This window comes from Sediminihaliea albiluteola (genome assembly GCF_014077625.1).
In the GTDB taxonomy this organism is placed as follows: Bacteria; Pseudomonadota; Gammaproteobacteria; order Pseudomonadales; family Halieaceae; genus Sediminihaliea; species Sediminihaliea albiluteola.
Map to the genome: position 1 here is coordinate 1 of NZ_JACFXU010000017.1, position 22493 is coordinate 22493.

Here is a 22493-nt window from a genome sequence, read left to right on the forward strand (position 1 = left end):
GCATTGGCATGGGCATACTCCTGATACGGGACAGATGACTCAATCATCACCCTTGTCGGGCGCTGCGTCATCGTCTCGACGGACTAGGTCAGGAAGCCGGGCGCAAACACCGTGGCAGCCCGAGGGCTAGTCCGCTTGGACGATGATGTGGCGCTGAAGGAGGGACTATGATGAGCTCATTCCCTATGATCCGAGGAGTTCCCATGAGTGCAGTAGAAGCATCCAGTCAGTTAGTTGTTGGCGACGCCCCTTGGCCTAAGAATCACTGGTATGTGGCGGCCTATAGCCATGAAATTAGCGATAAGCCCTTGGCGCGTGAGTTATTGGACACGCCGGTGGTGCTGTTTCGGGACAGCCGCGGCCAGCTCGGTGCCCTGTTTGATCGCTGTCCCCACCGGGGGATGCCCTTCTCTGAAGGGGAAGTGGTGGGCGACGCCCTGCAGTGTCCTTATCACGGCATGGAGTTTGATACCTCGGGTCAGTGCACCCATATCCCCTCCAGCCAGATGATCCCCAAAAGGATGTGTGTCTCGGCTTACCCGGTGCAGGAGCAATATGGCTTGGTGTGGATATGGATGGGTGATCCGGATCAGCTTGGCCCCCTGCCCGACTTAGCGCGCTGGGGCTTTGGCCGAGCCGATTGGCATTGGGAGCCTGCGGTGTGCTTGGAAGTGGCGGCTAACTACTTGCTGCCCTTAGAGAACCTGCTTGATGCCAGCCATATCACCTTCCTACATAAAGGGCAGATCGACCAAGGCTTGGTGGCCTCACACCCCTTTGAGGTGACAGTGAACGGCACTGAGCTGCGTGTAGACCGGGTGCTAGAGAAAGAAAAGCAAAGCCCGCTGACCATGAAGACCTTCGGCTTTAGTGGCAACACTGCGACCCGCTCGATCATTGCCGAGGCCTTTTTACCGGCCTTGTGCGGCATACGGGTGGAAATACGCCCAGACAGCGACCCCGACCAGGCGCCGCAGGTCAACCAACTGGCGGTGGGCATCACACCGCGTAACCGCAAGAGCTGCTATCAGTTCACGGCCGTGGCGCAGACCTTCCCCTTTATCAATGAGCAGCGCAACGAGGATTTGCGCAACTTACTGATGGAGGATGTGGCGGCGATGGAGAGCATACAGCGGCTACATGAGCGCTTGGCCCCGGACTTGCGTCCGGAGTTTAGCGTCAAGTCCGACGAAGCGGCGATGCGGGCACGGCGCATTCTGGCGCGGATGATTGAAGAGGAAGCCTAAATAGGGAGGGGCGACAAATAGTTTTGACAGTGTAACAATAACTGGCATTAGTTCCCTGTAGTTGTCTGCTGCAGGCTTGCGCCTTGCTGTGCCTGTTTAACTATTTTAATAATTAGGAGTATTTATCATGTGGCAAAAGTTTAGCCGACAGGGCCTGACTTTAGGAGTCGCCTTAGCCTCGGGCTTGCTAGCTCAAAATCTTAGCGCACAGACACTTGAAGAAGTGATTGTGACGGCTCAAAAGCGCAGTGAGTCATTGCAGGACACGCCAATATCTATTTCTGCCTATAGCGCTGAAGCCATTGAAAATATGGGCTTGAATAATGTTAGAGATATCGGCCTAGCAACGCCCAGCTTACAGACACCTAGCTTCCCCACAAGCAGCAATAACCTAGGCTTTTTTATTCGCGGGATTGGTAATGCTGACTCTGGCATCTTGACCAAGGACAACACGGTTGGCGTGTACTATGACGGCGTGTACTCCGGTCGCAGCACAGGTGTTTTATCGGATCTGGTAGACCTAGAGCAAGTTGAAATCTTGCGCGGCCCGCAAGGCACTTTGTACGGCCGTAATACAACCGCAGGTGCGATTAGTTTTACCACCAGAAAACCCAGCGGCGAGCTAAGCCTAGATCAGACCTTCACTATCGGTAACATGGGCTATAAACGCTCACTAACTAGCCTTGATCTTCCCGCTGTGGTGGGTGTTAAGCCAAGTGTCTCCGTAGTTCTGACCGAGCGTGACGGCTGGGTCGATAATGACGGAGCAGGTAAAGTCCCGGGCGGTAAGTACAATGACTACTACCTAGAAGATAAGAAAGGCCTGCGCATTGCCCTGCGCTACGATGAGATCGAGCGGCTGGTAGTCGATTATGCTTTTGACTATGCCGACATGGATACCACCTCACCTTACTTCCAGTATTCCGGCCCGACAGGTCCGGGAATGAGTATTATCGGTGGTGATATTCTGGCCAGTTATAACAAGCGACTCGAGCGAACTTATGATGCCAAAACCGCTCAGCGCCGCGCTTTTTACCTACCGCTGACCAGCACCAAGACCCGCGGCCAATCACTGACTGTCAGCTATGACATTAACGATTTTTTGACCTTTAAGTCGATCACTGGCTATCGCGCCTATGATGACGATTTGTCGCAGAACTTCGCCGATGCCTTTGGTGGCGCTTCTGGCTTGCATGTGAACGCTGTGACGGACTACGAGCAATATACGCAAGAGTTTCAGTTGAGTGGCACTACCGAGCGCTGGAAATACGTGGGTGGCCTTTACTACCTTAAGGAAAAGGGCGTTTCGGACGAACAGCACTTCCTCGACCGCGGCTTTGTAGAGACCACGGGTATTGTTGCGCTAGATAGTAATGGGCCCTGTATTTCAGGCGCCTTCGGCGCCCCGCCACCAGCTTGCAACCTCTTGGACCCGATGTTCTATCCGGCCTATTTGGGCGAATTTACGATTGATAGCGAAGTCGAGTCTTATGCTATTTTCGGGCAGGCGACATGGACGCCAGAGATACTTGAAGACCGTTTAGATTTGACCTTCGGTGCCCGTTATACCGAGGACGACCGCACCGCGATAAGGAGCAATGATGGCTTGCTGTGGAATGCCTTTCCTCCAGGCAAAAACAGCTCAAGTATTGATCAACCGGATTGGAGTTTAACAGCAGATTATCGCTGGACTGACGCTATCTCGACCTATATCAAAGCATCGACCGCTTTCCGCTCGGGTGGCTCGAGCCCCAAAGCTTTGGATTTCTCTGAGACCTTCGATAAAGAAAAGCTGATTAGCTACGAGATGGGCCTAAAGTCGCAGTGGCTTGATAATCGAGTGCGTCTCAACGCGGCGATTTATCAAACAGAAATTAAGGATGTCATCCTTGATTATCAGCCAGATCCGATCAATCAGCCGAGTATCATCAATGTCTTTAATACAGGTGAGGCAGAGATCTTAGGCCTGGAAATGGATCTGCTAGTTGCAGTCACTGATAACTTCCAGCTCGGTTTTAACTACGCTTATATTGACTATGACATCAGCGACGCAGTGTTTCCTGATGGATCTGATCGCAGTGACACCAGCGTCTTAGTTTGGGCCCCTGAACACGCTTATAGCGTGGTGGCAGATTACTACTTCAATCTGCCTAAGCTCGGTGAGTTAAAAGCGCATCTTAATTACTCCTGGCAAGATGATCAGTACGCCCTAGCTAATACCGACCAAGGTGAGGTAGAGGTACAAGACTACGGCATGCTAAATGGCCGCATTAGTCTGGACGCTGTTCAAATGCTCGGCGGTGAATGGGAGTTTGCAGTGTGGGCAAAGAACCTGACTGATGAAGACAATGCCAACTATTTTATTGGTCAGACAGCCAGTACTTACCTGCAGCCAAGAACCTATGGACTGGACCTGCGTCTACGTTACTAGCCTTTGCGCTGGACTGAGCGCTAGCTCAGTCCAGACCTCGCTGAATACTCAGTAAGATCCGCTGGATTATGGTTTTGCTGCCCTAGGCGGGTGCTCCTTAATCGTGAGGCGATCCTGTTCCAGTTCCTGGTGCAGGGGTTCTAGGTCGGGCATATTTTTGTTGGCTGTGTTGGATAGCTGGCCGAAGCGCTCGACCTTGCCCTGAAGCCCCTGCTTCCCAATCAGTGCTCTGACCGCATCATTATAGTGGTTCCCAGTCGTAGCTAAGCTGCCGCCTAAGCGCTGTAAGCGCTCAGCCAGGAGGCAGACTTGATTGTAGATTTCTCCAGCACGGGTACTGATTTCCCGAGCTTCACGATTACTGTTTTCCACCATCCACAGGTTGCATACAGTGCGCATCACTGGCATCAGGGTGGTATGCGAGACCAGAATAATGCCTTTCTCAAAACCGTAGTTAAATAGCTCGTGCTTATGCCGCATTGCCTCGATGTAAGCCGGCTCAATCGGCATAAACATCAACACAAAATCTGGGCTCACTAATTGCGGTAAGTGGGCGTAGTCTTTGCTGGCTAGGTCATCTATGTGGCGTTTGACCGCTGCCACGTGGGCATTCAAAGCGGCTTCTCGGCTTTGATCGTCTGCTGCTGTTACGGCCCGTTCGTAGTCCACTAGTGAGACTTTGCTGTCGATCACTATGTGCTTGCCGTTAGGCAATAGGATGAGGAAGTCGGGCAGTTTGCGCTTGCCCTCTCCGTCACGGAAAGAGGCCTGAGTTTGGTAGTGCACCCCTGCCTCAAGGCCGGCCAATTGCAAGCTGCGCTCGAGTTGTGCTTCGCCCCAGTTGCCGGTGGTCTTTTTGTCGCCTTTTAAGGCGGCGCTGAGGTTGCTAGCCTGCTCATTCATTTGCAAGCCGATGTCTAAGACCTTGTGTAACTCAGCCTCTAGCTTGGCTTGGCCCTGGACAGATTCAGTATGCACACGGTCGATGCGCTGTTGAAAGCCAGTGATTTGCTCACGAAAGGGGCGTAGAAGGGATTCCAGAGAGCTTTGGCTGCTGTGTTTAAAGTGTTCGCTGCGCTGTTCAAAAATCTTATGGGCGAGGTTTTCAAACTCACGATTTAGTTCAGCTTTGTGGGCATCAACTTGCCCTAGCTGTTCCCGGTGACGCTGCTCCTGCTGACGCAGTCTTTCTTGTAAGCGGCTGTGCTCGTTTTGAAGTGCCTGATAATGCTGTTTAAGCTTAGATAATTGCTCTGTTTGTCGCAGGCGTGATCGCTGTTGATAACGCAGGCGCTGTAATAAAAATGCCACAGCGGCCAAGCACAGGCCCAGTATTAAAGCAGCAGCGCTAAAAAGCCACTGTTGTTGAGAAAATTCCATAGTTCATCCCAGCCTTAAGGGCACAGTGTACTGTAGCCTTCGCCAGAGTGCAGAGCACAGGGCGGAGGTCGATCCTTACTCTAGCTTGCTTGGTGTTGCGCAATAATGGCGGCAGCGGCAGCAGCGAGGTCGCGGTGTACGGGGATTGCAGATGGCTTATCGAGTCCTAGTGTGTCGCCTGACACATCTTGTTGTAGCTGTGACAGGGTGCCCTGCCCCTTGCCTGTCGTGACTAGCATTGGGCGGCACTGGGCGTGCTCCGCTGCCTGTAGGTCTTTGAGACTATCCCCGATAAACCAGGCACCGCTGACCGAAGTATCAAGCTCAGCTTCGATAGTTCGCAGCAGGCCGGTACCGGGTTTGCGACAGTCGCAGCCCTCATCCGGGGTGTGCGGACAGTAAGCTATACAGGCGATAGAGCCGCCCGCTTCCTCGACCAGCAGGCGCAGCTTTTCGTGCATGGCTTCGAGGGCTTCGAGATCAAAATAGCCCCGTCCTAGTCCGGACTGGTTGGTGGCTATGGCGATCTCAAAGCCGGCTTGGCAGAGCTGGGCAATCGCTTCGATACTGCCGGGAATCGGCTGCCATTGCTCCGCTGAGCGAATATAGTCATCGCTGTCCTGGTTAATAACACCGTCCCGGTCAAGAATCAGTAAGTTCATGCTGACTACTTGCTCACGACTAGCTGAGAAATATCGGCCACCTGCAAAAACAGGCCGCGCAGCTGCTGCAGCAGGTTTAGGCGGTTGCTTCGCAGTTGTGGGTCCTCGGCGTTGACCATGACCTCATCAAAGAAGGCATCCACCGCTGTGCGTAAGCCCGCTAAGGTGGCCAAGGCTTCAGCGTATGACTCTGATTTTAGATAGGCAGCACTTTTCTCGCCCAAGCTGTTCATTTGTTTCGCGAGCTCTTTTTCTTGCGGCTCTACAAGTAAGTCAGCGCTAACTTCGCCGAAACTGTAATCATCCTCAAGCTTGCCCAGTATATTGGCGACCCGTTTATTAGCGGCGGCCAGTGCGCTGGCTTCAGGCAGCTGCATAAAATCATTGACTGCGTGTACGCGGTGCTGGATATCCAGCGGCCGACTTGGGTCAGTTGCAGCGACTGCGCGGAACACCTCTACAGGGATGGACTCCTCCTCGTACCAAGCCCGGAAGCGTTCGAGCATATAGCTCAGCACCTGTTCACAGGTCTCCTCAGCCAGCAGGCCTTCGGGGTACTGTGCTGCCGCTAATGACAGGCAGTCACGGAGATCTAGGTCATGCTCTTTTTCTACCAAGATGCGCAGCACCGATAAGGAAGCCCGGCGCAGAGCGAAGGGGTCCTTGGAGCCGGTCGGTGGCTGGCCAATGCCAAAAATACCCACCAGAGTATCTAAGCGGTCGGCTAGTCCTAGGGCAGCAGAGCTGAGATTGTCCGGCAGCTTGTCTCCGGAGTAGCGCGGCCAATACTGCTGCAGCTGAGCGGCAGCCACTTCCTCTGTTTCACCATCGTGGGCGGCATAGTAGGAGCCAGCGATACCCTGCATATCAGGGAACTCCAGTACCATTTCTGTGACCAGGTCGGTTTTGCTCAACAGCGCCGCTCTAGCGGCCTGCTGGGGGTCACCACCTAAACGCTCAGCCAGTGCCCCCGCTAAGTGCTCCAAGCGGCGGGACTTTTCGGCCACCGTGCCCAGCTGCTGTTGGAAGATAATCTTATCGAGCTGCGGCAAGCGGCTCTCAAGACTGGACTTTTTGTCTGTTTCGAAAAAGAAAGCAGCATCAGCTAGTCGCGGGCGGATGACGCGCTCGTTTCCGTCGATCACCTGGATCGGGTCTTCGGACTCGATATTGCTGATGGTGATGAAGTTGGGCAGCAGCTGACCATCGCTATCGAGTAAGTGAAAGTATTTTTGGTGTTCCTTCATGGAGGACACCAGTGCTTCCGCGGGCACACTCAGAAAACGTTTTTCAAAGCTACCGGTAAGGGCTACTGGCCATTCTACGAGCCCAGTGACTTCGTCCAATAGCTCGGGATCAATAACAGCCTCGGCCTTGAGTGCGCTGGCCTCAATGGCGATTTGCTCGCGAATCATCTGCTGTCGCTGCTCAAAATCGGCGACAACTTTGGCATCGGCTAAAGCCTGGGGGTAATCCTCGGGGCGAGATAAGACGATGTCGCCGCGACTGTGGAAACGGTGTCCGCGGGTGACATTGCCGGTAGCTAAGCCAAGGACTTCTCCGTGCTCGCAGTTGTCGCCAAGCATTGCGACCACCCAGTGCACCGGGCGTACAAACTCCACTCGGCTGGCACCCCAACGCATGCGTTTAGCAATAGGCAGCTGCTTGATACTGTCATTGATAATGGTGTTTATGCTGTCAGCGGCGGCGGCACCAGACACACTTTGGCGCAGGCCCAAGCGCGGGCCCTTGGGGGTGTCGATGCTTTCTAGCTGCTCCGGTGTAACACCTTGCTTGCGCGCGAAGCCGGCTGCAGCGGGAGTCCATTGCCCCTCTGCGTCTTTGGCGCGATCCACCGGGGGCCCCAGAGCTTCAAGGGTTTTGTCCGGCGCTTGTAAGGCAACTTCTGCGATCAAAACTGCCAGGCGGCGGGGGCTGGCAAACCAGCGTACTTCACCGTGGCTGAGTTCTCTTTGCTGCAGACCATCGACAATGCCGTCGCGGAAGGCCAAGGCCAACTCTTTCAAGTTTTTCGGGGGCAGCTCTTCAGTCCCCAGTTCAATCAATAGGGTCTCAGTGCTCATGCTGTTTCATTCTCCGCCTGTAACTTGTCTAGCGCTTCTTGGCGCAGGGAGGCTTCTGCCATTGGAAAGCCCATATCTGCCCGTGTTTGCAGATAAGATTGGGCGACAGCGCGGGCCAGGGTCCGGACACGCAGGATAAAGCGCTGTCGTTCGGTGACAGAAATAGCATTGCGCGCATCGAGTAGGTTGAAGGTGTGAGAGGCCTTCATCACCATTTCATAAGCTGGCAGTGACAGGTTTTTTTCGGTCAGGCGCAAAGCTTCTTTTTCATAGTGGTCAAACTGGGCAAACAGAAAGTCCGTATCGGCTTCTTCAAAGTTATAGCGTGACTGCTCTACCTCATTTTGATGAAACACATCGCCATAAGTGACTTTGCCGCCGGGGCCATCAGTCCAAATCAGATCATAGATACTATCGACGCCCTGTAAGTACATGGCGATGCGCTCAAGGCCATAGGTAATCTCACCGGTAACCGGGTAGCACTCAAGGCCGCCGGCCTGTTGGAAATAGGTAAACTGGGTCACTTCCATGCCGTTGAGCCACACTTCCCAGCCCAGGCCCCAAGCGCCTAGTGTAGGAGATTCCCAGTTATCTTCGACAAAGCGTATATCGTGGATGGCACTATCGATACCTAGGGCACTAAGGGAGTCAAGGTAGAGCTGTTGGAAGTGGGCTGGGGAGGGCTTCATCACCACTTGGAACTGGTAGTAATGCTGAAGACGGTTGGGATTGTCGCCGTAGCGCCCATCAGTCGGGCGCCGGCTGGGCTGTACATAGGCGGCATTCCAGTTTTCCGGACCCACTGCGCGCAGGAAGGTGGCAGGATGGAAAGTGCCTGCGCCTACCTCCATGTCCAAGGGTTGCAGGACAACACAGCCTTGTTCGGCCCAGTATTGTTGCAAGCGAAGGATGAGTTCCTGAAATGTCAGCGTTTTCGGCTGTTGCTGCGACACGGTTTCACCTGTGATCTGGTTGCAAAAAGCCAACTATTATACAGGCTCTTTAGTCGGCATAATACGCGCTTTCGTCGGCAGTATCGGGATTCCGCTATGGATCAGATCAAAGCCTTGATTATTAAGGCGTTGATGCATGTTTGTGCCTACCTGCCACTGGCGGTAGTGCGCGCCTTAGGGCGCTTAGCCGGGGCGCTGTATTGGCCCTTTGGGGGGCGCAGTAAACGTGTGACGCTGCGCAATATTGAGTTGGCCTTCCCTCAGTTAAGCCACAGTGAGCAGCAGCGTTTGGCGCGTCGAAGCTTGCAAGCTACCGCTGAGCTAGCGGCGGAAATGGGCCACGTCTGGCTGCGCAGCTGGGAGCACGTCAAAAAACACATTGTGCGGGTGGAGGGTGCCGAGCTAGTACAAGATGCCTTAGCAAGTGGCCGCGGAGTGATCGCTCTGGCACCTCATCTGGGCAATTGGGAAGTCGTTGGCTTGCATCTGGCGACTCTTGGCCCTACGGTTTCGCTCTATGAGCCCCCTAAATTATCGAGCTTGGGTCCCATGATCGAGCGCTCGCGTCAGCGCAGTGGCGGCACCTTGGTGCCCACCAATAGTCGCGGTTTGGCACGTTTGCTGAAAAGTGTTCGCGGCGGCCACATCTCCGGGATATTGCCCGATCAGTGCCCGGCGGAAGAGGGCTCTGGTTTGAATGTGGAGTTCATGGGCACGCCCTGTTTCACAGGCGTGTTGGCCAGTAATATGATTCGCCGCACCGCTGCGGTCGCTGTGTTTTGTGTCGCCGAGCGTGTCAAAGGTGGCTTTGCAGTGCGTTATATGCCGGTGGAGGATGACTTGTACGACGAGGACCTCGCGACCTCTCTGGCCGCGCTTAACCGGGGGGTTGAGCAATGCTTGCTGCCCTGTCCAGAGCAATATCAGTGGGAGTACAAGCGATTTAGAGTGCGTCCTAAAAATGGCCCCGGCGTCTACGCAGACTGCTAAGGCACTCCCTACCTTTAAGTACTTAGATATCTGGAGTTCTATGTTTTACGGAAAAGTCATCGCTGGCCTACTGGGCTTTCTTATGCTCGGGCCCATTGGTCTGATCCTCGGTGTCATTATTGGCCATGCCTTTGACCGCGGTCTGATGCAGAACCTTCAATACGGCTCAGCTGAGAATTTAGCGCGGGTTAAGCGTAGTTTCTTTGAAACCAGCTTCCTGCTGCAGGGCTTTCTGGCCAAAGCCGATGGCCGGATCTCGGAACAAGAGGTCGCGCACACTGAGCAACTGATGTTACAGATGGGGCTCAACGCAGAGCAGCGCAAGGAAGCCATTGGGCTATTTAAGCGCGGCGCCGCTGCTGATTTTCAGCTAGAACCGGTGTTGGCAGAATTTTTAGAAATCTGTGGCAGCCAGAAGCGCTTGCAGCACACGCTATTGATGTTTTTAGTGTCCCTGGCACTCTCTGATCATCAATTAGATCAGGCTGAGCGTGATGCCTTAAGTCGCATTGCACGCTTACTGAGCATTAGCCAAGCTGAGCTCGACCAATTGTTGCGCATGGCGCAAGCACAGGGTCAGTTTCACCAGCATGGAGGGGCTGGCTCCGGGTCGCAGAGTAGTCTCGACGATGCCTATGCCGCTCTGGGCGTTAGTGCGGATATTAGTGATAAAGACCTAAAACGGGCCTACCGTAAGTTGATGAGTGAGCACCATCCAGACAAGCTCATTGCCAAAGGGGTACCGGACGATATGGTGCGAGTGGCAACTGAAAAATCCCAGGAAATCCAGGCAGCTTACGAAGTGCTGAGAAAAGAGCGAGGCATGCGCTGAGCGATGACGATGCGCGCGGCTTGCCGCCGCGCTGTTGCCGTTGGCCGGGAGCTATAAGCGCCAGAACATGGGTGTAAATAAGACTAGCAGGGTGAACACTTCGAGCCGGCCCAGTAGCATGGCAAAGCAGAGCAGAGCCTTGGCGGTTTCGCTGATGCTCGTGTAGTTGGCTGCTACATCGCCAAGGCCAGGTCCGAGATTGTTAATCGATGCTGCTACTGCTGAGAAAGCGGTGAGAAAATCCAAGCCCGTTGCCATTAGCAGTAGCATGATGGTGATGAAGGCGAACATATAGACCGCAAAGAAGCTCCAGACAGCACTTACCACCGTCGCTTCCACACGGTGCTTGCCCACTTTCAGGGGGATCACAGCGTGGGGGTGTACCAACTGCTTCAATTCCCGGATGCCCTGCTTGTAAATCAGCATGACGCGCATCGCTTTGATACCACCAGCGGTGGAGCCACCACAGCCCCCCATAAATGAAAACAGAATGAGCATCACCGGTAGAAAAGTGGGCCAAAGCGAGAAGTTTTCACTGGCAAAACCAGTGGTGGTAGTAATCGAAACCGCTTGAAACAGGCCGTGTACCAAGGCATCGCCGGGTTCGATGGTGCCGGATAGAATCAAAAAGCTGCAGGTAATAGTGATACCTAGGAGCATGATGCTGCCAAAAAATTTACTTTCCGAATCGGATTTGTAAGGACTGAGTGTGCGGCGCTGCCAGGCGACAAAGTGCAGACCAAAATTGATTGCCGAGACAAACATAAATAGGCTGCCAAGAATGAGTATTGCGTTGTTATCGAAGTAGCCCATGCTGGCATCGTGGGTAGAGAAGCCACCGATGGCAATAGTTGAGAAGGCGTGGCCAATGGCATCGAAAGCACTCATGCCGGCGATATAGTAAGAGACTGCGCAGACGGCGGTCAGCGCGACATAAACAGAGAACAGCGCCTTGGCAGTTTCTTTAATTCGCGGAGTTAGCTTGGAATCTTTGGAGGGGCCGGGGATTTCAGCGCGATACAACTGCATGCCACCAATGCCTAGCATCGGCAGAACAGCTACTGCGACTACCACGATCCCGATGCCACCGAGCCATTGCAACAGCTGCCGGTAGATAAGAATTGAGTGGGGCAAGTCATCGAGGCCCACCATGACGGTCGCACCCGTGGTGGTCAGTCCGGAAATGGATTCAAATACCGCCTCAGCTGGGCTTAAATTTAAGCCCTCGGTCATCATAAAGGGTAGCGATCCGAACAGGCCCAATACGGTCCAAAACAAGGATGTGATGAGAAAGCCGTCGCGAATTTGAAGTTCATGGCGGGTGTGCCTGGCCGGTGCCCATAAGATCAGCCCGGAAAAAAAGGTGATGCACAGAGCTGATAAAAAGCCAGTGATAGTGTGGTCGTCGCTGAGCAAAGCAGTGATCAGCGGCACCAGCATAGCGCTGCTGAATAACATTAGCAGGATGCCGAGGACGCGTGCTGTTGTACTTAGGTGCATTTAGTTGTCACTAAGAGAAAAAGCCAAAACCAACAGCGAACAGCTTCTCAACGGCTGAGATGCGGCTGCGATCTACTAAGAACAAAATCACGTGGTCACCACTTTCTACCATCACGTGACCGTGTGCAATAAGCACTTCCTCACCCCGCGCGATAGCGCCGATGGTCACGCCTTCGGGTAAGTGAATTTCATCTAAGCGGCGGCCGACAACTTTTGAAGAATAGGCATCACCGTGGGCAATCAGCTCGATCGCTTCGGCGGCGCCGCGGCGCAGCGAGTGGACGATACTGATATCGCCGCGCCGCACATGGGTCAGCAAACTGCCGATAGTGATTTGTTGCGGTGAAATGGCAATATCAATTTCATCGCCGACCAGGTCAGCATAAGCCGAATTAGTAATCAGAGTGATAACTTTCTTTGCGCCCATGCGTTTGGCCAACATGGACATCATGATGTTAGATTCATCATTGTTGGTTAAGGCACAAAAAACATCAGTGGCTTCAATGTTTTCTGCGGCGAGGAGCTGAGGTTCGGCCGCGCTGCCACAGAGTACAATACTGTGTTTCAGTTTTTCTGAGAGTGTCCGGCAGCGCTTATAGGATTTCTCGATGACTTTGACTTGATACTGGCTGTCGATACTTTGTGCGAGGGTAGCGCCAATATTGCCACCCCCGGCGATAATCACCCGCTTGTAGGGCTTATCAACTTTGCGCAATTCCGACATCACTGCGCGAATATTTTTGCTTGCCGCGATGAAAAACACTTCATCGTCAGCTTCCACTACGGTGTTGCCGGTGGGAATGATTGCGCGATTCTTGCGGAAGATGGCAGCAACTCGCGTATCTACCTTGGGCATGTGCTTGCGAATTTCCTGCAGCTCTTGCCCGACAATGGGGCCGCCATAATAGGCGCGAACCGCCACCAGTTGAATCCTGCCATCTGCAAAATCGAGCACTTGTAGAGCGCCCGGGTTAGCAATTAATTGACGGATATTGTTGGTGACCAGCTGTTCCGGACCGATGATGACATCGACCGGGACATTGGCCGGGTTAAACAGCTGCTCTTGATAGGCGAGGTAGTTGGGCGAGCGGACCCGTGAGATCTTGGTGGGGGTGTTAAAAAGGGTGTGCGCGACCTGACAGGCCATCATGTTAATTTCATCACTATTGGTTACAGCGATGAGCATATCAGCGTCTTCGGCGCCGGCGCGATAAAGGGTATTGGGGTGAGAGGCACCGCCCACTACCGTGCCGATATCAAGCCGGTCTTGCAGGCTGCGCAGCTTATCGCCATCAGTGTCGACAACGATGATATCGTTTTGCTCGTTCGCGAGGTGTTCGGCTAGCGTACCTCCGACCTGACCGGCACCGAGAATGATGATTTTCATGGTCCTAGGAGCCTACAAAAAGTTTCGAGCACAATAGTGTAACTCTTTCAGAATTGTAAGTATTAACAGTGGCGCTTGTGCAATTCCTTTGTCGCCTGCCTTAGCAAGCTTTTTGAAGGGCGGCGAAAAATAAACCATCAGGCCCCTTATCTTGTGGCAGTAGTTGAATACCAAAGTCCCGTCGCTGACCCCAATTGCTGGCTAGCTCACAGTGCTGGGCATCGGCTTGCTGTGATAAAAAAGCTTGGATAGTCGCTGAGTTTTCCCTATCTAAGACTGAGCAAGTGACATAGAGCAGGCGCCCGCCGGGCTTTAATAGAGGCCACAAGCCTTTCAGAATAGCTAATTGCTGTTCGGCCAAATGCTCGATATCGCGATCTCGGCGCAGTAATTTGATGTCTGGGTGGCGGCGAATAACACCACTGGCTGAGCAGGGGGCATCGACTAAAATACGATCAAAACTATGCGCCTCAAGCTGAGCCGGCGGCTCGGCTGCATCAGCGGCGAGCAAGGTGGCAGACAAACCCAGGCGCTCGAGATTTTCCGCAACTCGCGATAGGCGCTCACTGTCGATATCAAGGGCAACCAGCTCTTGTATCTCGGGTTGCAGCTCTAGTGCATGGCAGGTTTTACCACCGGGAGCGGCGCAGGCATCTAGAATCCTCTCACCCGCTTGAGGGGCTAGCAATTGTGCAGCCAGTTGTGCGGCTTCGTCTTGGACGCTGACTAAAGCGCTGGCAAAGCCAGGCAGTGCTGTGACATCTAGAGGCTGCTTTAAATAGAGTGCAGCATCTGAGTAGGCACCGGCTTCGCTCTCTATCCCCTGTTCTTGCAGGAGTTGCTGGTAGTTATCGCGGCTGATACGGCTTAGGTTAACTCGCAAAGTCATGGGCGGACGACTGTTGTTGGTCGCCATGATTAGCTTTGCTTGCTGTTCGCCCCAGTCTTGTAATAAACGCTGGTAAAGCCACTGCGGGTGGGCGAGATCGGCGGCTGGATCGAGCTTGCTGTACAGCTGCTCACTGTCGCGTTGATAGCGCCGCAGTAGCGCGTTGACCAAGCCTTTGGCCCAGGGCTTAGATAGTGCGCGTGTGGCCGCAACAGTACTGGCTACGGCGGCGTGATCTGGTATCCGAGTGTCACTGAGTTGGTATAGGCCTAATATAATCAGCGCCTGAATATCTTGGTCTTTGCTGCGCAGTGGTTTGTCGAGTAGCTGTGCCGCAATGGCAGCTAGTCGAGGCCACTGCCGCAAGCTGCCGTAGCACAACTCCTGCAGCAGTCCGCGATCGCGTTCGGCGACTTTATCCAACTGTTGTGGCAGGGCTTTATTGAGTGACTGCCCCGCTATCACCTGTGCTAGGGTGCGGGCCGCGGCGGCGCGGCAGTCCATTGCCGCCATTAGGCTTGTGCTGCCGAAGAAAAGCTACCACCCGGGGCAAAGAGCTCGCTTCTTGCGTTGAGTAATTGCTCTGCCTGCAGCGCTTTGCCACCAGGTAGTTGCAGTTGCGTCAGTCGCAACTGGCCATCGCCACAGGCGACTACGATGCCCTGCTTGTCGCAGTGCAGGATCTGCCCTGGGGGCTGGCCTGCTAGACTCGGTTCATCCACTACTTCGGCCTGCCACACTTTTACCCGCTGCCTTTCTAACTCAGAAAAACACACTGGAAATGGATTGAAAGCGCGTACTTTGCGATCTATCTCTGCGGCACTCTGCTGCCAGTTAATCTCGGCTTCTGCTTTCAGAATTTTATGGGCGTAGGTGGCCTGCTCATCATTTTGCTGTTGCGCTGTAGCTTGCTTTTGGGGCAGATTGTCCAGCACTTCTAGCAAGCTGGGGCAACCCAGTGCTGCTAAGCTATCGTGCAGGCTAGCGGCGGTGGTGCTCGGGTCAATGGCGCAGCGGGCTGTGCTTAGCATGGCGCCAGTATCGAGGCCGGCATCCATCTGCATAATAGTGACGCCACTTTCATGGTCGCCAGCTTCAATGGCACGCTGAATGGGCGCGGCGCCACGCCAGCGCGGCAGTAGCGAGGCGTGGACATTGAGGCAGCCATAGCGCGGTATATCAAGAACGGCCTGAGGCAAGATCAAGCCGTATGCCACCACCACCATGACATCAGCTTGCAGAGCCGCCAGTTCTTGTTGCGCGGCGGCGTCGCGCAGGGTTGGTGGTTGTAAGACTTTTAAACCGGCGGCTTCGGCGCGCTGCTTGACCGGGCTGGCATGGAGCTTTTTGCCGCGGCCAGCGGGCCGGTCGGGCTGTGTATAGACTGCTACGACTTGGTGATGGCTCGCCAGAAGAGCATCGAGGTGGAGCGCAGCAAACTCGGGAGTGCCAGCAAAAATTAGGCGCAGAGCTTTTTTAGTCACTGCTTTAGCCTCTCCGCCGCTGGTCTTTTTCCAGTTTTTTGCGAATACGCTGGCGTTTCAGAGGCGAAATATAGTCGACAAACAGCTTGCCATCGAGGTGGTCAATTTCGTGCTGTAGGCAAATCGCTAACAAGCCATCGAGCTCTCGGGTAAAAGGTTCACCGTTGCGGTCTAGTGCGCTCACTTCGATACGGCGTGGCCGCTTAACTGTTTCGTAGAAGCCAGGCACTGACAGGCAGCCCTCGTCGTATTCCCCTAACTCAGGGTCGAGCACTTTAACCTCTGGGTTGATAAAGACCAGTGGCTCACTGTGGTCTTCAGTGATATCGATCACCAGCAGACGTTGGTGGACATTCACCTGCGAAGCGGCCAGGCCAATGCCCGGTGCGGCGTACATGGTCTCAAACATGTCATCGATCAATGTGCGCAGGGAGTCGGTCACTTCGGTGACAGGGCTGGCGACAGTGCGTAAGCGAGGATCGGGGAATTCGAGAATGTCGAGTTTGGCCATCGGTTTCCTGAGAAAGTGTTGGCCGTGTTGGCCAATGAATTAATAATAATTGGGCTTGCCAGTAGCGCGGGACCACAGCAGACTGTGCTGATTATACATCCCTCTGGGTGATACTGCCCAGTGATGAGCCGAGTCACGTCTGCTGCGGCTGAGCGATTTAGAGTCAGCGCACAACTGAACAGTTCCGAGGGAAAAGCGTCGCGCTGTAATAGGTGGATGCTGCTATGCTTTTGGCTGTTAGGCAGTGAGCGCCGTCAATGAGCTGGCGAAGGGATAATAATAGGGTCAAGCAGGGAAAGATTAATGACAAGAAGCGTGGTTTCGGGGCTGTTGCTATGGGCGGCATTGTTGCTAGCTGGCGCAGTGTATGCAGCGGAGCTTAAAGATAATGCGCCGGAAACTTATATCGTTAAAAAGGGCGATACGCTGTGGGATATCTCGGGGGTGTACCTACGTAAGCCTTGGTTATGGCCAGAACTCTGGGACGTCAACCCGCAGGTTGATAACCCCCACCTGATTTACCCGGGCGATGAGTTATACCTAGTTTGGGTCGATGGACAGCCACGTTTGCGCATGCGCCGAGGCGATATGAAGCTGAGCCCTAATATGCGGGTTAGCCCGCTGGATTTAGCGATACCGGCGATCCCCTTGGATCAAATAGGGGCTTTTTTGAGGCGTCATCGCATCCTTGCTGCGGATGAGCTTAATAACTCCGCTTATATTGTGGCTGGCAGCCAAGGACATCTGCTCAGTGCTCCAGGCGATAGCATTTTTGGTCGTGGGGTATTTCCACAAGGTGAGCGAGCCTATGGCATTTTTCGGCCAGGCGAGGCTTATCGCGATCCGCTGAACAATGAGTTATTGGGCTACCATGGCCAAGATATTGGTAGCGCACGCTTATTGAGCGATAACCACGATGATGTTACCGAGCTTGAAGTGACGCGCGTGACTGAAGAAGTGCGCATCAGTGATCGCCTATTACCCTATGAAGAGCGGGTGCTTGATGCCACCTTTTACCCGCGGGCACCTGAGCGCACCATCGAAGATGGCTACATGATTGCTGTCGATGGCGGCGTGACCCAAATCGGCACCACCAGTATTGTGGTGTTGAATCGCGGCCAGCGGGATGGTTTGGAGATTGGTCATGTGTTGGCAGTTTACCAAAGCGGCGAGCTGGTATTTGATCGCATCGCTCGTGAGAACGTAAGGCTACCGGATGTTCGCGCAGGTTTGCTGATGGTGTTTGAGACCTTTGAAAAAGCCAGTTATGGCTTGGTGTTGAAGTCTCGCCATCCCTTAAAAGTGGGCGACAAAGTAAAAAATCCCTAAATTGACAGCTGGTCCACAAGGGCCAGCAATACCTGCTTATAGCAGGTAGGTACTACCACGGCACTACCTCAAGGATGATGGTTATGCGTGTTGAAACTCTCCGGCGTGGCTTGCTGTTGCAAGCACTGCCCGGCTGCACCGATGCAATGCTACGTGTTTTATTGCGCCATTATGGCGGATTAGAGGCTCTGTGGCAGAGTGACTATCGGGGCTGGTCAGCACTAGGGGTTCCGCTAGCAGTGGCAGAGGCCTTCGAGCGCTCGCGTCACAGTGGCCTAGCCGTGGATAGCCGGGTGAATGTAGAGCAGCAGCTCGACCAGCTCGATGCCCTGTCAGTGCATTTGTTGAGTCTCGGTGATGCCACTTACCCTCCCCTACTCGCTACAATTATCGACCCGCCACCTATGCTCTATGTGCGTGGTGATGCGACTTGTTTACTCCTGCCACAGCTGGCCGTAGTGGGCAGTCGTCATGCCAGTAGCGCTGGCTTGCGCGCTGCACGAGAGCTCAGCGCTGCGGCTGTATCCGCAGGCTTAACAATTACCAGTGGTTTGGCCTTAGGTATTGACGCTGCGGCCCATCAAGCGGCTTTGGATGCGGGTGGGACAAGCGTCGCTGTTATGGCGACAGGTATTGAGCAGATTTATCCTCGGCGCCATCAGCATTTAGCTGAGCTAGTGGCGACACAGGGCTGTTTGGTCACCGAATTTCCGCCAGGAACCCAGCCCTTGCGGGGCAATTTTCCGCGTCGTAACCGGATTATCAGTGGTCTATCGTTAGGGGTCTTAGTGGTAGAGGCGGCACTGCCTAGCGGCACCTTGATCACTGCGGGCACTGCACTGGAGCAGGGTCGGGAGGTATTTACCTTGCCTTGGTCTATTTATCACCCCGGTGGCCAGGGTTGCTTACGCCTACTCAGGGACGGTGCGACTCAAGTGCAAACGCTTGAGGATATAGTGCAGGAACTCGCCTCGCTGGTGACTTTGCAGCGAGATTTGAGTTTAGCTGGCCCGGCGCCGGCGCCGGTGCAAGCTCAAGCGCAGCTTAGAGGTGATAGGCAGTTACTGCTGAGCCTGATCGGTGATGGCACGGTGGCTGTCGATGAGTTGGTGGCCCATTCGCAGCTACCATTGCCACTGGTAATTTCTTTGCTCTCTGAGCTGGAGTTAGAAAGTCGGGTTAAAAAGGGGCCAGGGGGCTACACTCAGCTAAGCTCGGAGTAAAAAGAGTGGGCAGAGACAGTGAGTTAGCAGCGATACAAGCTTGCTAAGGCTCTAGCAATTAGTTTACATTCCGCCCTCCTTTACTCCCCCCAAGTCTGTATAGCAGACACCCCCTTACCAGCGGAGACAGCCAATGAGTAAGCCTTTTGTAGCAATTGTGATGGGTTCAGATTCTGATTTGCCAGTGATGGAGGCGAGCTTTGCCGTTCTGCGCGCTTTTGGCATTCCTTTTGAAGCGCGTATCACATCTGCCCACCGCACCCCAGATATGACCAAAGAGTATATTAAAGATGCTGAACAACGGGGTTGCGCAGTGTTTATTGCCGCTGCTGGCATGGCAGCTCACTTGGCTGGTGCAGTATCGGCAGCTACAGTAAAGCCGGTAATTGGTGTGCCCATGAATGCTTCTCTGGATGGGCTGGACGCCCTGCTTTCAACTGTTCAAATGCCAGCGGGTATTCCGGTGGCCACGGTTGCAGTGGGTAAAGCTGGTGCCAAGAACGCAGCGTACTTGGCGGCTCAGATCTTGTCGGTAGCTGACGAAACACTGGCTGAGAAGCTGCGCGAGGAGCGTGCTGCGAACGCGAAAGAGATTGGCCGCAAAAACCAAGCGCTGCAGGATTCACTGAAGGCCTGATTTTGGCTATTTCCCTGCGGCTACAGACGGCGCTGCGAGCCCTTCAGCAGGGTGCTGTCGTAGCTTGCCCAACGGAGGCCGTTTGGGGCTTGAGTTGTGATCCTGACAACTCAGAAGCGGTGCAGCGATTGCTGGACCTTAAGCGGCGGCCGATGCATAAAGGCTTGATTTTAGTTGCATCAGAGAGTGAGCAGTTTGCTGCATTGTTGCAGGGTTTAAGCCAGGCGCAGCGTAGTAAACTGAGCCTGTCGTGGCCGGGGGCAACCACCTGGCTAGTGCCACACCATGACTTGGTGCCGGCGTGGATTCACGGTGGTCGCGACAGTGTTGCGCTGCGAGTAAGCGCCCACCCGGTGCTGGCAGCATTGTGCCGCCACTGGGGAGGGCCCTTGGTGTCAACCTCGGCCAATCCTAGTGGGAGTCAGGCTCCGCGGGCGGCCTTTCAAGTGCGGCGCTACTTTGGTGCGAATGTCGAAGTGCTGCTGCCAGGTGCTGTGGGAGGTGCCGATCGGCCCTCGGTCATTCGCGATATACTGACTGACCGAATAATTCGATCCTAAGCTGTGGCTGCGAGTATAATGCCCCGCCAGTGATAATTTAGGTCTCCTCCATTATGCAAATTGAAGCGGTAAAAACTTATCTCCTTGCGCTGCAACAGACGATTTGTAGCACACTAGCTGCAGAGGACGGTGCCGCTGACTTTATCGTGGATGAGTGGCAGCGCGAGGAAGGCGGCGGTGGCCGCAGTCGTGTGTTATCTGAAGGTGCTGTGTTTGAAAAAGCCGGGGTTAACTTTTCCCATGTGAGAGGGGCAAACCTGCCGGCTTCTGCCAGCGCTGCACGCCCGGAGTTGGCCGGTCGCAGCTTTCAGGCTATGGGGGTGTCGCTGGTGATTCATCCACGCAATCCCTACGTGCCCACCTCCCATGCCAATGTGCGACTGTTTGTCGCAGAAAAGCCCGGTAGCGAGCCGGTGTGGTGGTTTGGTGGCGGCTATGACCTCACGCCCTATTACGGCAATCAACAGGATTGTGTGCACTGGCATCGCACCGCCAGCGAAGCCTGCGAACCCTTTGGCAAAGATGTTTACCCACGCTATAAGGCTTGGTGCGATGAGTATTTTTACCTGCCGCACCGCAAGGAAGCCCGGGGTGTAGGTGGTCTGTTTTACGATGATCAGAACCACTGGGATTTCGATACCAGCTTCGCCTTTATGCGAGCAGTGGGAGACTCCTTTTTGCCGGCTTATCTGCCTATTGTGCAGCGCCGACGTGATAGCGAGTACGGCGATAGAGAGCGGCAGTTTCAATTGTACCGCCGTGGACGCTATGTGGAGTTCAATCTCGTATTCGACCGCGGCACACTATTTGGTTTGCAATCCGATGGTCGCACCGAGGCCATTCTGATGTCCTTGCCGCCGCTGGTGCGCTGGCAGTATGACTATCGCCCCGAGCCCGGCAGTCCAGAAGCGGAGCTGACGGACTACTATTTGCAGCACAGGGACTGGCTGCAACTTTCCTGATTTTCAGCAGAGTGATATGACTAGTATTGATAAGTACGCCGTATTTGGTAACCCCATCAAGCACAGTAAATCGCCCTTAATTCACGCGTCTTTTGCCGAGCAGACAGAACAAGCTCTGCAATATCGTGCGGTACGCGTGGAACTAGATGCCTTTGAGTGCGCAGTAAAAGCTTTTTTTGATCGCGGTGGGCGCGGCCTTAATGTCACTGTGCCGTTTAAACAGCAGGCCTATGACTTGGCCGTTCAGCGCAGCGTACGGGCTGAGCGGGCCGGTGCCGTAAATACTCTGTATTTAGCTGAAAATGGCGAACTTTGCGGTGACAATACTGATGGTATTGGTTTGGTGCGCGATATGGTGGCGAACCTAGGTTGGAGTTTGCAAGGTCAGCGCATGCTCATTCTTGGTGCTGGGGGGGCGGTGCGCGGTGTACTAGAGCCCTTGCTTAAGGAGCGGCCAGCGTCCCTGACCATTGTCAATCGAACGGCCCAGCGAGCCACTGACTTAGCGCAGGAGTTTGCCGAGCTCAGCGGCGACAGTGGCCTATTGCAGGGGGGTGGCTACGAGCTGCTTGAGGGTCGCCAGTTCGACTTGCTGATCAATGCCAGTAGTGCCGGCTTGAGCGGCGAGTTGCCGGACTTGCCGGGCAGCTTGCTCACCGAGCGTAGTTGTTGCTATGACATGATCTACGGCGCCGAACCCACGGTGTTTATGCGCTGGGCTGCACTGCACGCAGCTTGGGCTGTGGCCGACGGTCTTGGCATGCTAGTAGAACAAGCGGCGGAGTCTTTTTACCTTTGGCGCAAGCTGCGGCCATCGACCGCTCCGGTCATTAAGCACTTGCGCCAGACGCTCACAGCGGCCTGATACTAGGCTTCAAGTTCAGCTAAGTGCTGTTCCTTTAGCTTCACGTAGTTGTTGGCGCTATAGCAGAAATATTCTCGCTCTGAGTCGCTCAGTGCGCGCATTTCTCGGGCGGGGCTGCCGGCGTAGAGGTAGCCACTGCGCAAGTGTTTGCCGGGTGTGACTAAAGCACCGGCGGCGATCACCACCTCATCTTCTACGATGGCACCATCCATTACGATAGCGCCCATACCTATTAATACGCGATCGCCTATGCTGCAGCCATGCAGGGTGGCGTTGTGGCCAATAGTGACGTCTTCGCCGATGTTTAGCGGCCAGCCTTCCGGATTAAATGGGCCGGCGTGAGTAATGTGTAGTACGCAGCCATCTTGCACGCTGCTGCGGGCGCCCACTTTAATCGAGTGCATGTCACCGCGAATAGCTACCTGGGGCCAAACAGATACGTCGTCCCCGAGCTCAACATCGCCCAGCACAACGGCGGTGGGGTCGATAAAAACACGGTCGCCGAGTTTCGGTTTGTGTCCCTGAAATTCGCGCAGGCTAGAATCTGTGTAATGTCGCATGATTAGA

The 22493-nt window shown here is 54.4% G+C and carries 20 protein-coding genes; 10 read left to right on the forward strand and 10 right to left on the reverse strand.

Annotated features, from left to right (window positions below):
- Nucleotides 1-203: 203 nt before the first annotated feature.
- Both H2508_RS11755 and H2508_RS11760 read left to right on the forward strand, forming a co-directional pair.
- On the forward strand, nucleotides 204-1247 hold the full coding sequence (locus tag H2508_RS11755; protein WP_182173823.1) for an aromatic ring-hydroxylating dioxygenase subunit alpha: 1044 nt from the start codon (nucleotides 204-206) through the stop codon (nucleotides 1245-1247).
- A gap of 127 nt (nucleotides 1248-1374) precedes the next feature.
- A complete protein-coding gene (locus H2508_RS11760; RefSeq protein WP_182173826.1) occupies nucleotides 1375-3678 on the forward strand; it encodes a TonB-dependent receptor in 2304 nt (767 codons plus the stop codon).
- A gap of 66 nt (nucleotides 3679-3744) precedes the next feature.
- Here H2508_RS11760 and rmuC read toward each other — a convergent pair whose 3' ends face one another.
- From rmuC to glyQ, 4 genes are all read right to left on the reverse strand, one after another.
- A complete protein-coding gene (rmuC, locus tag H2508_RS11765) occupies nucleotides 3745-5058 on the reverse strand; it encodes a DNA recombination protein RmuC (RefSeq protein WP_182173829.1) in 1314 nt (437 codons plus the stop codon).
- An 80-nt stretch (nucleotides 5059-5138) separates the two neighbouring features.
- Nucleotides 5139-5720 carry a D-glycero-beta-D-manno-heptose 1,7-bisphosphate 7-phosphatase gene (gmhB, locus tag H2508_RS11770; protein ID WP_182173831.1) on the reverse strand — a complete coding sequence of 194 codons (582 nt, stop codon included), beginning with the start codon at nucleotides 5718-5720 and terminating at the stop codon, nucleotides 5139-5141.
- A 5-nt stretch (nucleotides 5721-5725) separates the two neighbouring features.
- Nucleotides 5726-7804, reverse strand: coding sequence for a glycine--tRNA ligase subunit beta (glyS, locus tag H2508_RS11775; RefSeq protein WP_182173835.1), 2079 nt, complete (start codon nucleotides 7802-7804; stop codon nucleotides 5726-5728).
- Complete coding sequence (glyQ, locus tag H2508_RS11780) at nucleotides 7801-8757, reverse strand: glycine--tRNA ligase subunit alpha (RefSeq protein WP_182173838.1); 957 nt, start codon at nucleotides 8755-8757, stop codon at nucleotides 7801-7803. Before glyQ ends, glyS begins: the two co-directional genes overlap by 4 nt.
- A gap of 96 nt (nucleotides 8758-8853) precedes the next feature.
- Between glyQ and H2508_RS11785 the strand changes: the two genes are divergently transcribed.
- Both H2508_RS11785 and djlA read left to right on the forward strand, forming a co-directional pair.
- Nucleotides 8854-9747, forward strand: coding sequence for a lysophospholipid acyltransferase family protein (locus H2508_RS11785; protein WP_182173841.1), 894 nt, complete (start codon nucleotides 8854-8856; stop codon nucleotides 9745-9747).
- A 40-nt stretch (nucleotides 9748-9787) separates the two neighbouring features.
- A complete protein-coding gene (gene djlA, locus H2508_RS11790) occupies nucleotides 9788-10579 on the forward strand; it encodes a co-chaperone DjlA (RefSeq protein WP_182173844.1) in 792 nt (263 codons plus the stop codon).
- Between the two features lie 51 nt (nucleotides 10580-10630).
- Here the strand turns inward: djlA and H2508_RS11795 are convergent, their stop codons facing one another.
- The 5 genes from H2508_RS11795 to def form a co-directional block, all read right to left on the reverse strand.
- Nucleotides 10631-12079 carry a TrkH family potassium uptake protein gene (locus tag H2508_RS11795; protein WP_182173847.1) on the reverse strand — a complete coding sequence of 483 codons (1449 nt, stop codon included), beginning with the start codon at nucleotides 12077-12079 and terminating at the stop codon, nucleotides 10631-10633.
- Between the two features lie 10 nt (nucleotides 12080-12089).
- Complete coding sequence (trkA, locus tag H2508_RS11800) at nucleotides 12090-13466, reverse strand: Trk system potassium transporter TrkA (RefSeq protein ID WP_182173850.1); 1377 nt, start codon at nucleotides 13464-13466, stop codon at nucleotides 12090-12092.
- Between the two features lie 100 nt (nucleotides 13467-13566).
- Nucleotides 13567-14868 (reverse strand): 16S rRNA (cytosine(967)-C(5))-methyltransferase RsmB, encoded by a 1302-nt coding sequence (gene rsmB, locus H2508_RS11805; RefSeq protein ID WP_235965330.1) that lies wholly within the window; start codon nucleotides 14866-14868, stop codon nucleotides 13567-13569.
- Nucleotides 14868-15839, reverse strand: a complete 972-nt coding sequence (gene fmt, locus H2508_RS11810; RefSeq protein WP_182173853.1) for a methionyl-tRNA formyltransferase — start codon at nucleotides 15837-15839, stop codon at nucleotides 14868-14870. The genes rsmB and fmt overlap by 1 nt, the downstream gene beginning before the upstream one ends.
- A 4-nt stretch (nucleotides 15840-15843) precedes the next feature.
- Nucleotides 15844-16350: a peptide deformylase gene (gene def / locus H2508_RS11815; RefSeq protein ID WP_182173856.1), complete on the reverse strand. Its 507-nt coding sequence runs from the start codon at nucleotides 16348-16350 to the stop codon at nucleotides 15844-15846.
- Nucleotides 16351-16653: 303 nt separating this feature from the next.
- Here def and H2508_RS11820 point away from each other — a divergent pair, with 303 nt between their 5' ends.
- The 6 genes from H2508_RS11820 (at nucleotide 16654) to aroE (ending at nucleotide 21926) form a co-directional block, all read left to right on the forward strand.
- Complete coding sequence (locus H2508_RS11820; protein ID WP_182173859.1) at nucleotides 16654-17679, forward strand: LysM peptidoglycan-binding domain-containing protein; 1026 nt, start codon at nucleotides 16654-16656, stop codon at nucleotides 17677-17679.
- Between the two features lie 83 nt (nucleotides 17680-17762).
- On the forward strand, nucleotides 17763-18902 hold the full coding sequence (dprA, locus tag H2508_RS11825) for a DNA-processing protein DprA (RefSeq protein ID WP_182173862.1): 1140 nt from the start codon (nucleotides 17763-17765) through the stop codon (nucleotides 18900-18902).
- Between the two features lie 133 nt (nucleotides 18903-19035).
- Nucleotides 19036-19539: a 5-(carboxyamino)imidazole ribonucleotide mutase gene (gene purE, locus H2508_RS11830; RefSeq protein WP_182173865.1), complete on the forward strand. Its 504-nt coding sequence runs from the start codon at nucleotides 19036-19038 to the stop codon at nucleotides 19537-19539.
- Nucleotides 19540-19541: 2 nt separating this feature from the next.
- The gene (locus H2508_RS11835; protein ID WP_182173868.1) at nucleotides 19542-20099 is read left to right on the forward strand and encodes an L-threonylcarbamoyladenylate synthase; all 558 of its coding nucleotides are present in this window, start codon (nucleotides 19542-19544) and stop codon (nucleotides 20097-20099) included.
- A gap of 53 nt (nucleotides 20100-20152) precedes the next feature.
- Complete coding sequence (gene hemF / locus H2508_RS11840) at nucleotides 20153-21061, forward strand: oxygen-dependent coproporphyrinogen oxidase (protein ID WP_182173870.1); 909 nt, start codon at nucleotides 20153-20155, stop codon at nucleotides 21059-21061.
- Between the two features lie 16 nt (nucleotides 21062-21077).
- Entirely contained in the window at nucleotides 21078-21926 is an 849-nt protein-coding gene (aroE, locus tag H2508_RS11845) for a shikimate dehydrogenase (protein WP_182173873.1), read from the forward strand.
- A 2-nt stretch (nucleotides 21927-21928) separates the two neighbouring features.
- Here aroE and H2508_RS11850 read toward each other — a convergent pair whose 3' ends face one another.
- Complete coding sequence (locus H2508_RS11850; RefSeq protein ID WP_182173876.1) at nucleotides 21929-22486, reverse strand: gamma carbonic anhydrase family protein; 558 nt, start codon at nucleotides 22484-22486, stop codon at nucleotides 21929-21931.
- Nucleotides 22487-22493 lie beyond the last annotated feature (7 nt).